General features: G+C 61.1%; 11 protein-coding genes. 9 read left to right on the forward strand and 2 right to left on the reverse strand.

The features are described 5' to 3' along the window. Positions 1-43 precede the first annotated feature (43 nt). From BW33_RS00385 to rarD, 4 genes are all read left to right on the forward strand, one after another. Positions 44-808, forward strand: a complete 765-nt coding sequence (locus BW33_RS00385) for a TOBE domain-containing protein (protein WP_047596460.1) — start codon at positions 44-46, stop codon at positions 806-808. 70 nt (positions 809-878) lie between these two features. Beyond that, a complete protein-coding gene (locus BW33_RS00390) occupies positions 879-2,780 on the forward strand; it encodes a PhoX family protein (protein ID WP_047596461.1) in 1,902 nt (633 codons plus the stop codon). Positions 2,781-2,946: 166 nt separating this feature from the next. Next, positions 2,947-3,921, forward strand: coding sequence for a serine/threonine protein kinase (locus BW33_RS00395; protein ID WP_027610685.1), 975 nt, complete (start codon positions 2,947-2,949; stop codon positions 3,919-3,921). Positions 3,922-4,126: 205 nt separating this feature from the next. Next, entirely contained in the window at positions 4,127-5,014 is an 888-nt protein-coding gene (gene rarD / locus BW33_RS00400) for an EamA family transporter RarD (protein ID WP_047596463.1), read from the forward strand. Between the two features lie 223 nt (positions 5,015-5,237). Here the strand turns inward: rarD and BW33_RS00405 are convergent, their stop codons facing one another. Beyond that, positions 5,238-5,756, reverse strand: a complete 519-nt coding sequence (locus tag BW33_RS00405; RefSeq protein WP_047596465.1) for a glycine cleavage system protein R — start codon at positions 5,754-5,756, stop codon at positions 5,238-5,240. Positions 5,757-6,359: 603 nt separating this feature from the next. Here BW33_RS00405 and BW33_RS00410 point away from each other — a divergent pair. After that, positions 6,360-8,537, forward strand: a complete 2,178-nt coding sequence (locus tag BW33_RS00410; protein ID WP_047596466.1) for a malate synthase G — start codon at positions 6,360-6,362, stop codon at positions 8,535-8,537. A gap of 184 nt (positions 8,538-8,721) precedes the next feature. On the opposite strand, the gene BW33_RS00415 is transcribed toward BW33_RS00410, so the two are convergent. After that, positions 8,722-9,168 carry a response regulator gene (locus tag BW33_RS00415; protein ID WP_047596467.1) on the reverse strand — a complete coding sequence of 149 codons (447 nt, stop codon included), beginning with the start codon at positions 9,166-9,168 and terminating at the stop codon, positions 8,722-8,724. Between the two features lie 259 nt (positions 9,169-9,427). Here BW33_RS00415 and BW33_RS00420 point away from each other — a divergent pair, with 259 nt between their 5' ends. From BW33_RS00420 to BW33_RS00435, 4 genes are all read left to right on the forward strand, one after another. Further along, positions 9,428-11,362: a putative nucleotidyltransferase substrate binding domain-containing protein gene (locus BW33_RS00420; RefSeq protein WP_330217154.1), complete on the forward strand. Its 1,935-nt coding sequence runs from the start codon at positions 9,428-9,430 to the stop codon at positions 11,360-11,362. Next, entirely contained in the window at positions 11,359-12,066 is a 708-nt protein-coding gene (locus BW33_RS00425; protein ID WP_047596469.1) for a 3'-5' exonuclease, read from the forward strand. Before BW33_RS00420 ends, BW33_RS00425 begins: the two co-directional genes overlap by 4 nt. A gap of 211 nt (positions 12,067-12,277) precedes the next feature. Beyond that, positions 12,278-12,796: an RNA polymerase sigma factor gene (locus tag BW33_RS00430; RefSeq protein WP_047597095.1), complete on the forward strand. Its 519-nt coding sequence runs from the start codon at positions 12,278-12,280 to the stop codon at positions 12,794-12,796. Continuing rightward, positions 12,793-13,764: a FecR domain-containing protein gene (locus tag BW33_RS00435; RefSeq protein WP_047596470.1), complete on the forward strand. Its 972-nt coding sequence runs from the start codon at positions 12,793-12,795 to the stop codon at positions 13,762-13,764. Before BW33_RS00430 ends, BW33_RS00435 begins: the two co-directional genes overlap by 4 nt. Positions 13,765-13,926 lie beyond the last annotated feature (162 nt).

The raw sequence follows: 13,926 nt of genomic DNA on the forward strand, positions 1-13,926 counted from the left end.
GCCAACTTCACTTCCCACCGCCACCGTGAAAAAGCCCCCATCCATGTCCCTGCCCACCCTGCTCTCCCAGCACATCGTTCGCCGTCCGCAGCGCATCGCCCTGCTGCAACACATTGCCGAACAGGGTTCGATCACCCGTGCCGCGAAAAGCGCCGGGCTGAGTTACAAAGCGGCATGGGATGCGATTGATGAGCTGAACAACCTGGCGCAGAAACCGCTGGTGGAACGTGCGGTCGGCGGCAAGGGCGGCGGCGGTGCCAGATTGTCCAGCGAAGGCGAACGGGTGTTGCGTCTGTATCAGAAGCTGCAAGCCCTGCAGGCGCAGGTGCTGGAGGCCGCTGAAGACGCCAGCGATCTGGATCTGCTCGGGCGATTGATGCTCAGAACCAGCGCGCGCAATCAACTGCACGGCAAAGTCGTGACCATCGAAAGTCAGGGCCGCAATGACCTGATCCGCCTCGAACTGGCCGAAGGCCTGTGGATCAACGCGCAGATCACCCACGACAGCACCGTGCACCTGGAACTGCAGCCGGGCACCGAAGTGGTGGCACTGATCAAAGCAGGCTGGCTTGAACTGATGGCTCCGAATCAAGCCGCAACATCTGGACACAATCTTCTGCAAGGCACCATCGAAACCATTCTCGATGCCGAGGACGGCCCCAGCGAAGTGCGCATCGCCCTGCCCAACGGCCAGACGCTCTGCGCTTTGGCTGAGCCGCTGCTGCTTCGCACACGCGGGCTGAGTGTCGAGCAATCGGTGCAGGTGCAGTTCTCGCCGTCCAATGTGCTGATCGGCACGCAGCTGTAATCAGGCGCTGCAACGAAAGCGTAATCGACGCTCATTAAGGTGGCTGCCAAAACCAAGCAGGGAGCCTGATGTGAGCCTATTAGAAGAAAACCAATCGACTGACCTGGAAAAGATGGTCGGCCTCAGCCGTCGCGGTTTCATCAGCGCCGGTGCGCTGTGCGGCGCTGCCATGTTCCTCGGCGGGAACCTGCTCAGCCGCAGCGCGCTGGCCACCGGCATCAGCGCCGGCAACAGCCGCCTGCTCGGTTTCGAGAGCATTCCCGCCGCGACCACCGACGTCATCAGCCTGCCCAAGGGCTACAAGTCTTCGGTGCTGATCAGTTGGGGTCAGCCCTTGCACAAGAACGGCCCGGCGTTCGACCCGAGCGGCAATGGCACCGCCGCCGCTCAGGAAGTGCAGTTCGGCGACAACAACGACGGCATGAGCCTGTTCGAATTCCCCGACGACAGAAACCGTGCCTTGATGGCGATCAACAACGAATACACCAACTACCGCTACCTCTACCCGCACGGCGGCATGCCGCAATCGGCCGAAGACGTGCGCAAGGCACTGGCCTGCGAAGGCGTGTCGGTGATCGAAGTGCAGCGCAGGAACGGTCAGTGGCAGTTCGTTCAGGGCTCGCGTTACAACCGCCGCATTCACGGCAACTCGCCGCTGCGCATCAGCGGCCCGGCGGCCGGTCACGAACTGATGAAGACTGCCGCCGACAAGCACGGCAAAAAAGTCCTTGGCACCTTCCAGAACTGCGCCAACGGCAAGACGCCGTGGGGCACTTACCTGACCTGCGAAGAAAACTTTACCGACTGCTTCGGCAGCAGCAACGCTCAGCAGCAGTTCGACCCGGCGCAAAAGCGCTACGGCGTGTCGGCCGCCAGTCGCGAGATCAACTGGCACCCGTTCGACCCGCGTTTCGACATGGCCAAGAACCCCAACGAACTCAACCGTCACGGCTGGGTGGTCGAGATCGATCCGTTCGATCCGCAATCGACCCCGGTCAAGCGCACCGCACTCGGTCGCTTCAAGCATGAAAACGCCGCGCTGGCCGAGACCGATGACGGTCGCGCCGTGGTGTACATGGGCGACGACGAACGCGGCGAGTTCATCTACAAGTTCGTCAGCCGCGACCGCATCAACCATCGCAATGCGAAAGCCAACCGCGACATCCTCGACCACGGCACGCTGTATGTGGCCAAGTTCGACGCCGGTGACGGCAACCCTGATCACCCGAAAGGCCAGGGCCAGTGGATCGAACTGACTCACGGCAAGAACGGCATCGACGCCAGCAGCGGTTTCGCCGATCAGGCCGAAGTACTGATCCACGCACGCCTCGCCGCCAGTGTGGTCGGCGCCACGCGCATGGACCGCCCCGAATGGATCGTGGTCAGCCCGAAGGACGGCCAGGTTTATTGCACCCTGACCAACAACGCCAAGCGCGGCGAAGACGGGCAGCCGGTGGGCGGGCCGAACCCGCGCGCGAAGAACGTCTACGGGCAGATCCTGCGCTGGCGCACTGACCGCGACGATCATGCGGCGAAAACCTTCGCCTGGGATCTGTTTGTGGTCGCCGGCAATCCGGGTGTACATGCCGGCACGCCGAAGGGTGGTTCGTCGAACATCACCCCGCAGAATATGTTCAACAGCCCGGACGGTTTGGGCTTCGACAAGGCCGGGCGCTTGTGGATTCTGACTGACGGCGACTCAAGCAACGCCGGCGACTTTGCCGGAATGGGTAACAACCAGATGCTCTGTGCCGATCCCAAGACCGGTGAGATTCGCCGGTTCATGGTCGGGCCGATTGGTTGCGAAGTCACCGGGATCAGCTTCTCGCCGGATCAGAAAACCCTGTTTGTCGGGATCCAGCATCCGGGCGAGAACGGTGGTTCGACCTTCCCCGAGCATCTGCCGAATGGCAAGCCACGGTCTTCGGTGATGGCGATTACCCGCGAGGATGGCGGCGTCGTCGGCGCCTGATAAATCGCTTTCGCGAGCAGGCTCGCTCCCACAGAAGATTGCATTCCAAATGTGGGAGCGAGCCTGCTCGCGAAGAAGTCCAACCCGACACCAACCAACTACCCCGCTGCCATCTGCGCTACCATGCTGGGCCGGACGCGGCAGCCTGCTGCGCGCAGGAGTCAGCATGGCCCACCCGTTTGAAACCCTCACCCCCGATCTCGTGCTCGATGCCGTCGAAAGCATCGGGTTTCTCAGTGATGCGCGCATTCTCGCGCTCAACAGCTATGAGAACCGCGTCTATCAGGTCGGCATCGAAGACTCCGAACCGCTGATCGCCAAGTTCTACCGTCCGCAACGCTGGACCAACGAAGCCATCCTCGAAGAACACCAGTTCACCTTCGAACTGGCCGACGTCGAGATTCCCGTGGTGGCGCCGCTGATTCACAACGGCCAGACCCTGCACGAACACGCCGGTTTCCGTTTCACCCTGTTTCCGCGTCGCGGCGGCCGTGCGCCGGAGCCGGGCAATCTCGATCAGTTGTATCGCCTCGGTCAGTTGCTCGGGCGCATTCATGCGGTCGGTGCGACCAAACCGTTCGAACACCGTGAAGCACTGGGCGTGCAGAACTTCGGCCATGCCTCGCTGGCGACGTTGCTTGAAGGCAACTTCATCCCCAAGAGCTTGCTGCCGGCCTACGAGTCAGTGGCCCGCGACCTGCTCAAGCGGGTCGAAGACGTCTACGCCGCCACGCCGCACCAGAACATCCGCATGCATGGCGACTGCCACCCCGGCAACATGATGTGCCGCGATGAAATGTTTCACATCGTCGACCTCGACGACTGCCGCATGGGTCCGGCCGTGCAGGACATCTGGATGATGCTCGCCGGCGACCGTCAGGAATGCCTCGGCCAACTGTCGGAGCTGATGGACGGCTACAACGAATTCCACGACTTCGATCCCCGTGAACTGGCGCTGATCGAACCGCTGCGCGCCCTGCGCCTGATGCACTACAGTGCCTGGCTGGCGCGGCGCTGGGACGACCCGGCGTTCCCGCACAGTTTTCCGTGGTTCGGTACGGAACGGTATTGGGGCGATCAGGTGCTGGCCTTGCGTGAGCAACTGTCAGCGCTGAATGAAGAACCCCTGAAACTCTTCTGATTCACCACCGCCTCTGTAGGAGTGAGCCCGCTCGCGATAGCGTTTTATCAGTCGACGTAAATGTTGAATGTCAGACCGCTATCGCGAGCAGGCTCACTCCTACAGGGTTCTGGTGTTCACACTTTTCTGACCAATCAGCTCAGGCATTCCGAGACAAATCTCCTTACAATCCCTGCTTTGTCAGCTGCCTAAGCAAGGATTCTGCATGCAAGCCGCCAACCCGCGTCGCGGGTACATTCTGGGCCTGAGTGCCTACATTATCTGGGGCCTGTTCCCGATCTACTTCAAAGCCATCGCCGAAGTCCCCGCTGTCGAGATCATCATTCACCGCGTGTTGTGGTCGGCGCTGTTCGGCGCGCTGTTGCTGATGGTGTGGAAGCACCCGGGCTGGTTGCGCGAGTTGCTCGACAACCCCAAGCGTCTGGCGATCCTGGCCCTGAGCGGCACCCTGATCGCGGCCAACTGGCTGACCTACGTGTGGTCGGTGAACAACGGGCGCATGCTCGAAGCGAGCCTCGGTTACTACATCAACCCGCTGGTCAACGTGCTGTTGGGGATGCTGATTCTCGGCGAACGCCTGCGGCGCATGCAGTGGATCGCCGTGGGGCTGGCGGCCGTTGGCGTGGCGCAGCAGGTGTGGCAGGTCGGCAGTCTGCCGTGGGTGTCGCTGGTGCTGGCGCTGACCTTCGGCTTTTACGGCTTGATCCGCAAACAAGCGCCGGTCAAGGCCTTGCCGGGGCTGGTGGTGGAGACCTGGATGCTGGTGCCGATCGCCGTGGCCTGGCTGCTGTTCAATCAGACCGCCACCAGCGCACAACCGGAGTTCTGGACCACCTCGCAAGCCTGGTGGCTGGTGGCGGCCGGCCCGGTGACGCTGGTGCCGCTGGTGTGCTTCAACGCCGCTACCCGTCATCTGCCCTACACCACTATCGGTTTCCTCCAGTACACGGCGCCTACGCTGGTGCTGCTACAGGCGGTGCTGCTGTTCGGTGAGCACTTGTCGTCGAGCACGCTGATCGCGTTCATCTTCATCTGGGCCGGTCTGGCCGTTTACAGCGTCGATGCGGTGATCAGTTTGCGTCGGCGCAACTGATCAAAAAACGCACAAAGCTTCGCAGGCCACGGTTCTCGTGGCCTGCAACGTTCCTTCCCAAGGTTATCCACAGCGTGATCCCCGCCGTTTGTGTGCAAGTCACTGAATGTTGGCGGTTTTTTGATCAGTTGGCTGCAAGCCATGGCCGACGTGGCGTTGCGCCCGGTCTCTACAGGTTATCCACAGGCAGGTGCACGTTAAAACTGGATAACCCCGACGGCGCTTAAAGGTCTGTGCTTAACACCAGTTCGACCATCAGATCATCCGCCAGGGTTTCCAGGCGCGACTGCAGCACATCCAGCGACAGGGTCAGCGGCACCGCCAGAATCGCTTCGGCGTGAAACAACGGCTCGCTGCTCATCGGCGCCGGCCGCACTTCGGTCACCAGCCGTTCGAGGTTCACCCCCTGCTCGCTGAGCAAGCGGGTGATGTCGCGCACGATGCCCGGGCGGTCATTGCCCACCAGCTCCATGGCGATCGGTTTCCAGGTGCAGGACTGCTCAATGCCACTCTCGGCGATCAGCACGCGAATGCCCTGTTCCGACAGCGCTTGTAGGGAATCGACTAATTCGTCGTAAGCCTCCGCCGGTACGCCCACCCGCAGAATTCCGGCGAACTGCCCGGCCATCCGTGACATGCGGCTTTCCAGCCAGTTGCCGCCGTGCTCGGCGATGCATTGGGCGATGCGCTCGACCTGCCCGGGCTTGTCCGGAGCAAACACAGTGAGTACGAGATGGTCCATGGCGCGCCCTCTTGTCATGATTTTTGTTATAGAAAGGCAAGTATAGGCAAGCACCGACATTCAGCCGCCATGCTCAAGTGAACAACACCTGTGGCGAGGGAGCCTGCTCCCGCTGGCGGCCGCAGGATGCCCTCTTCAGTCAGTAATATCTTTCGCGGATGCTTCACACCCGAGCGGGAGCAAGCTCCCTGCCACAAAAGCAGGCTCATCGACACTGAATGGAAGCTGCACAGCACTTATGTGTACAACTTTTTATATTTAACTGGAACAATCCGATGGTTTTTTGAGAACATCCCGTTCCGCGACGTGACCGCAATGCGTCATGAGGTCGCAGAACGACGTTATTAGTCTGATTTTCACAAGCGCAACGCATCATGTAGTATGCCTCGGCGCGCACTACATAACGCTGGATCGATGTCTGCCCAAGGCACGTCGCAACCCTGAAAGCCCCGTCAGCAAGGCCCCCAAGCCGTTGATTGGTCCCAGCCCAGCCGCCAGCAATGGCATGTACTGGTCGGAAGGTTTGTGGTTTAAATGGCCAGAGGCTTCATTGTCAAATTGAAGAGCTGAAAAGCGAAATAGCTGAGCAGAGTGAGGCAAGCAATGACTGAACACGTTCAAGTCGGTGGCCTGCAGGTCGCCAAAGTCCTGTTCGACTTCGTGAACAACGAAGCCATTCCCGGTACCGGCCTCACCGCCGAAAAATTCTGGGAAGGCGCCGACAAGGTCATTCATGACCTGGCGCCGAAGAACAAAGCCCTACTCGCCAAACGCGATGAATTCCAGGCTCGTCTTGATGCCTGGCACCAGGAGCGTGCTGGTCAGGCGCACGACGCCGTAGCCTACAAAGCCTTCCTGCAAGAAATCGGTTATCTGCTGCCAGAAGCGGCTGATTTCCAGGCAACGACGCAAAACGTCGATGATGAAATCGCCCGTACCGCCGGCCCGCAACTCGTGGTGCCGGTGATGAACGCCCGCTTCGCCCTCAATGCCTCGAACGCCCGCTGGGGTTCGCTGTACGACGCCCTGTACGGCACCGACGCGATCAGCGAAGACGGTGGCGCGGAAAAAGGCAAAGGCTACAACAAGGTGCGTGGCGACAAAGTCATCGCCTTCGCCCGTGCGTTCCTCGACGAGGCGGCGCCACTGGCGGCCGGCTCCCATGTCGATTCCACCGGTTACAAGATCGTTGACGGCAAACTGCTGGTCACCCTCAAGGGCGGCAGCAACACCGGCTTGCGCAACGACGCTCAGCTGATCGGCTTCCAGGGCCCGGCAGACGCGCCGATCGCGATTCTGCTGAAGAACCACGGCCTGCATTTCGAAATCCAGATCGACGCCAGCACCCCGGTCGGCCAGACCGATGCCGCCGGCGTCAAAGACATCCTGATGGAAGCGGCACTGACCACCATCATGGACTGTGAAGACTCCGTGGCTGCCGTCGATGCCGACGACAAAGTGGTGATCTACCGCAACTGGCTCGGCCTGATGAAGGGCGACCTGTCCGAAGAAGTCGCCAAGGGCGGCCAGACCTTCACCCGCACCATGAACCCGGATCGCACCTACACCAGGGTCGATGGCAGTGAACTGACCCTGCACGGTCGCTCGCTGTTGTTCGTGCGTAACGTCGGTCACCTGATGACCATCGACGCGATCCTCGACAAACACGGCAACGAAGTGCCGGAAGGGATCCTCGACGGTCTGTTGACGTGCCTGGCGGCGATGCACAACCTCAACGGCAACACTTCGCGCAAGAACACTCGCACCGGCTCGGTCTACATCGTCAAACCGAAGATGCACGGCCCGGAAGAAGCGGCGTTCACCAACGAGCTGTTCGGCCGCATCGAAGACGTGCTGGGTCTGAAACGCAACACGCTGAAAGTCGGGATCATGGACGAGGAGCGCCGCACCACGGTCAACCTCAAGGCCTGCATCAAGGCCGCCAGCGAGCGCGTGGTGTTCATCAACACCGGTTTCCTCGACCGTACCGGCGACGAAATCCACACCTCCATGGAAGCCGGCCCGATGGTGCGCAAGGCCGACATGAAGGCCGAGAAGTGGATCGGCGCCTACGAGAACTGGAACGTCGATATCGGCCTGAGCACCGGCCTGCAAGGTCGTGCGCAGATCGGTAAAGGCATGTGGGCGATGCCCGACCTGATGGCGGCGATGCTCGAACAGAAAATCGCTCACCCGCTCGCAGGTGCGAACACCGCCTGGGTACCGTCGCCGACCGCCGCTGCGCTGCACGCGCTGCACTACCACAAGGTCGACGTGTTCCCTCGTCAGGCTGAACTGGCCAAGCGTGCCCGTGCTTCGGTGGACGACATCCTGACCATTCCGCTGGCGGTCAACCCAAGCTGGACGCCGGAGCAGATCAAGAACGAGCTGGACAACAACGCCCAGGGCATTCTCGGTTACGTGGTGCGCTGGATCGACCAGGGCGTGGGTTGTTCGAAAGTGCCGGACATCAATGACATCGGCCTGATGGAAGACCGTGCGACGCTGCGGATCTCCAGCCAGCACATCGCCAACTGGCTGCGCCACGGTATCGTCACCGAGGCGCAAGTGATGGAAAGCCTCAAGCGCATGGCGCCGGTGGTCGACCGGCAGAACGCCAACGACCCGCTGTACCGTCCGCTGGCACCGAACTTCGACAGCAACATCGCCTTCCAGGCAGCGGTCGAACTGGTGATCGAAGGCACCAAACAGCCGAACGGCTACACCGAGCCGGTGTTGCACCGTCGTCGTCGCGAGTTCAAGAAGGCCAACGGCCTGTAAATTTGCGCTGATGTGAAAAAGCCCTGGTCGAGAGATCAGGGCTTTTTCTTTGGAAAGCAAAATCAAAAGATCGCAGCCTTCGGCAGCTCCTACAGATGATCTCATGTAGGAGCTGCCGAAGGCTGCGATCTCTTGATCTCAAGTAGGAGCTGCCGAAGGCTGCGATCTCTTGATCTTCAAAAAGTCAGGGCTCAATGCCCAATTCGTGTTTGACCAGGCCCAGCAGCTTCGCCGTATCAATCGGCTTGAGCAGAAAATCCACCACGCTCAGGTGCATCGCCGCAATGGCGTCCTTCACATCCGCGTCGCCCGAGACAATGATGATCGGCAATGCCGCCCGCTCCGACTCACGTACCTGCCGAATCAAATCCAGCCCACCGACATTGCCCATGCGCAAATCAGTGATCACCAGCCCGATCGAGGGTTTTTCGTCGAGCATCTTCAGCGCGGTTTCACCGCTGGCGGCGGTCATGCAACGAATGCCATCCAACGCGAGTATCTCCGACAAAAGCTCCCGGGCGTCCTTGTCGTCATCGACGATCAGTACACGCTGCGGCGGCAGATCGGGTTCGAGCATTACAGCACTGAGCGCTTCACGCTCGGCGTCGCTCAAAATATCGTGGTCGGACATGGCATTCTCTACGTTTTCAATTCAGTCACCTGGCACAGTCGTCAGACATCGCTAAGCAGAGCTTCAATGTGCACTTCGTCGGATTTTTTTCCAAGAGGCTGGCGGGGGAATTTCCGACTGTTTTTGTAGGGCACTTCCCAAATGCGCCGAACGGCACGGCAAACCTAGACTTACGTCCAATGGGCACCCCGCGCGCAGGGGCCGACCATGGCTGCAACGATCCGACAACAACAATTCAAAAAAGACTGCGGTAATGGTTATGAGTAGAGCGGACGCCTTCACCCAGGCAGGGAAAACCGCGGTGTTGCAGAATATTCAGGGCACTCTGCAATTCCTCCAGCGCTTCCCGCCCTTCAATCAGATGGAACATGCCCACCTGGCTTATCTGGTGGAGCAATGTCAGCTGCGTTTCTATGGCCAGGGCGAGAGCATCATCAAGCCCGCCGACGGGCCGGTCGAATATTTCTACATCGTCAAACAGGGCCGGGTGGTCGGCGAACGCCAGCACATCACCCGGCCCGGCACCGAAACCACCTTCGAGATCACCACCGGCGAATGCTTCCCGCTGGCCGCGCTGATTGGCGAACGGGCGACCCGCACCGAGCATCTGGCCAGCGAAGACACCTTCTGCCTGCAACTGAACAAACCGGCGTTCATCAAGCTGTTCGCCCTGTCCAACAGCTTCCGCGATTTCGCTTTGCGCGGAGTCAGCAGCCTGCTCGATCAGGTCAACCAGCAAGTCCAGCAGAAAGCCGTGGAAACCCTCGGCACCCAGTATTCGCTGAACACCCGCCTCGGCGAATTGGCGATGCGCCATCCGGTGACCTGCAGCCCGGGCACGCCACTGCGCGAAGCGGTGAAGCTGATGCACGAGCAACAGGTCGGCAGCATCGTCGCGGTGGATGAACACAAAGCGCCGCTGGGGATCTTCACCCTGCGTGACCTGCGCGAAGTGGTCGCCAATGGCAGCGGTGATTTCAGCGAAACCATCGAGCACCACATGACCTGTTCGCCGTTCTTCCTGTCGCCGGATCACAGCGCTTTCGACGCGGCGATTGCCATGACCGAACGGCACATCGCCCACGTCTGTCTGGTCAAGGATCAGCGTCTGTGTGGCGTGGTTTCCGAGCGTGATCTGTTCTCGCTGCAACGGGTCGATCTGGTGCATCTGGCCCGGACCATCCGCAGTGCCCAGCGCATCGAGCAACTGGTGAGCCTGCGCGGCGAGATCGGCCAACTGGTCGAACGCATGCTCGCCCACGGTGCGTCTTCGACGCAGATCACCCACATCATCACCCTGCTCAACGACCACACCGTGTGCCGGGTGATCGAACTGACCCTCGCCGAAAAAGGCGACCCCGGCGTACCGTTCAGTTGGTTGTGTTTCGGCAGCGAGGGCCGACGCGAGCAGACGCTGCACACCGACCAGGACAACGGCATTCTGTTCGAAGCGCGGGACGCGGCACACGCGGCGGAGATTCGCGGCAAGCTGCTGCCGATCGCCCAGCAGATCAACCAGAGCCTGGCGCAGTGCGGCTTCAGCCTGTGCAAGGGCAACATCATGGCCGGCAATCCCGAGCTGTGCCTGTCCCGGGCAGAATGGGCGCGACGCTTTGCGGCGTTCATCCGCGAGGCGACGCCGGAGAACCTGCTCGGTTCGAGTATCTATTTCGACCTGCGGGTGGTCTGGGGCGAAGAAAAAGGTTGCGCGCAACTGCGCCGGGGAATTCTCGATCAGGTCGGCGACAACCGTTTGTTCCAGCGCATGATGGCCGAGAACGCCCTGCGCAATCGCCCGCCCGTGGGACGCTTTCGCGAGTTTGTGCTGGCGCGCAAGAACGGCGAGAAAGCGACCCTCGATCTCAAGGTCCAGGGCCTGACGCCCTTCGTCGACGGCGCACGACTGTTGGCGCTGGCGCATGGCATCGAAACCAACAACACTCTGGAGCGCCTGCGTCAGCTGGTCGAAAAAGAAGTCATCGAACGTCTCGACGGCGCCGCGTATGAAGAGGCGTATCACTTCATCCAGCAGACGCGCATGCAGCAACACCAGATCCAGACGCGTGAGAATCTGCCCTGGTCGAACCGCGTCGATCCCGACAGCCTCAATCATCTGGACCGGCGCATCCTGCGTGAATCCCTGCGCCAGGCCCAGCGCCTGCAGAGCAGCCTGGCCCTGCGGTATCAGCTATGAGCCTGTTTTCGTGGCTACGGCCGGCCGGCCCTTTGCTGTCGGCAGACCTGCAACAACGTCTGGCGACGTTGCCGGCGATCAGCGAACTGAAAGAATGCAGCCTGCGTGAACAGCGCTGGGTGGTGCTCGATCTGGAAACCACCGGGCTGAACCTGAACAAGGATCGGGTGCTGTCGATCGGCGCCGTGGTGATCGAAGACGGCGCGATCGACTTCAGTCAGCAGTTCGAGCGCACCCTGCAATGCCGGGAGCTGAAGCTCAGCCCCAGCGTGTTGATTCATGGCCTGGGACCGAATGCGCTTGCCGCCGGCAGCGACCCGGCCGAGGCGTTGCTGGAGTTTATGGAGTTTATCGGCGACAGTCCGGTGCTGGCGTTTCATGCGCGCTTCGATCAGCACATGCTCGGACGAGCACTGAAGGAACACCTGGGCTACAAGCTGCAGAATGTGTTTCTGGATGTCGCGGACATGGCACCGCTGCTGTGCCCGCAGGCGAATATCCGCGAGGCCGGGCTGGATGAATGGATCGACTGGTTCAAGCTTGAGGTATTTGAGCGGCACAACGCGAGTGCCGACGCGCTGGCCACGGCGGAACTGGCGTTGATCCTGTTCAGCCGGGCGCGGCAGCAGCAGATTCATAGTCCGTTGAACCTTCAGCAACGCATGAGCCAGTGGAAGCGTCGTCAGCAGGCGCCGACCTTCTAAACACCAATCAAATCCCCCTGTAGGAGCTGCCGCAGGCTGCGATCTTTTGATCTTGTTTTTAAAAGCAAGATCAAAAGATCGCAGCCTGCGGCAGCTCCTACAGGGCTATCCAACCGCGTCACCTGACCAGTGGCCAATTGCTAACCATTCCCACCTCTGCGAGAATCGCGAACAATTCTCGTTGGTTAACATTTCCCAATCGGTGCGTCTGGTGTCGTCAGTCCCAAGCCCTCACAGTGAACTCGTCGGTGCGTTGTATCGCGACCATCGCGGTTGGCTGCTGAGCTGGTTGCGGCGCAATGTGGCGTGCCCACAACGGGCCGAAGACTTGAGCCAGGACACCTTCGTGCGTCTGCTCGGTCGCGATGAACTGCTGACGCCGCGCGAACCACGGGCATTTCTGGTGGCGATCGCCAAGGGCCTGCTGTTCGACTACTTCCGCCGCGCCGCGCTGGAGCAGGCCTACCTCACCGAGTTGATGCTGATCCCCGAAGGCGAACAACCTTCGGTGGAAGAGCAGCAACTGATCCTCGAAGACCTCAAAGCCATCGACCGTCTGCTTGGCAAACTGTCGACCAAAGCCCGCACCGCTTTCCTGTATAACCGCCTCGACGGCCTCGGCCATGCCGAAATCGCCGAGAAGCTCGGGGTCTCGGTGCCCCGCGTGCGGCAGTACCTCGCGCAAGGCATTCGCCAGTGCTACATCGCCCTGTACGGTGAGCCGACATGAACCCGGCCAGCTCCAGACCGGTCTCGGCGCAGGTGCTGGACGCGGCGATTGCCTGGCAATTGTCGCTGGATTCCGGCAGTCCACTGGAACGCGAGGAGTTTGCCAAGTGGCATGCGGCCCATGAAGAACACGCCCGCGCCTGGCGCCAGCTAGGCATGCTCGATCAGCGTTTCAGCGTCGCCAACGGCCCGGCCCGCGCGGCCTTGCTGCAATCGCGCGAAGGCATTCGACGCCGTGTGCGCAAGCTCGGCAGTGGATTGGCCAGTGTGGTGGCGGTGATCGGTCTCGCGCTGTTTGCCGGTGATCGCTACTTGCCGCTGGATTACTGGCTCGCCGATCAACGCACCGCCACCGGTGAGCAGCGCACGGTGCGCCTGGCCGATGGCACCGTGCTCAATCTCAACACCCACAGCGCGGTGGATGTGCGCTTCGATGCCAGGCAGAGACTGATCGTATTGCAGGAAGGCGAGATCATGGTCGAGACCGGTCACGGCGATGCGCGGCCGTTCATCGTCGAGACCCGCGAAGGCAGCATGCGCGCGTTGGGCACGCGGTTTCTGGTCAAGCGTGAAGACCAAGGCACGCGTCTGAGCGTCCTGCAATCGGCGGTAGCGGCGCATCCGCAAAACCATCCTGAAGAGCAGATCCTGCGCGAAGGCCAGCAAGTGCTGATCCGCAATGACGGCCTCGACGCGGTCGCCGCGCTCACGCCCGGCGCCGATGCCTGGACCCGGGGCATGCTGGTGGTGGACAACGCGCGACTGGAAGATCTGGTGCATGAATTGGCTCGTTATCGCCGAGGGCATCTGGGCGTGACGCCGGAAGTCGCTGACCTGCGCATCACCGGCAGCTTCCCGCTGCACGACACCGACAAGGCCCTGAGCGCCCTGCTGCCGACCCTGCCGGTGCAGATCGAGCAGCACACGCCGTATTGGGTCACGGTGGCGAAGGCTGATACCAAGCCCTGATTTATCTGGTGCCTGACAAATCGCTTTCGCGAGCAGGCTCGCTCCTACAGTTGGAATGCGTTCCCCCTGTAGGAGTGAGCCTGCTCGCGATAGGGCCACCCGCCGCACTCGAAAATTCCGAATCGGCCGCCCCACTCTCAGTTAATCGAAATTATTTTCATC

The sequence above is a fragment of the Pseudomonas sp. RIT288 genome, assembly GCF_000631985.1.
Lineage (GTDB): Bacteria > Pseudomonadota > Gammaproteobacteria > Pseudomonadales > Pseudomonadaceae > Aquipseudomonas.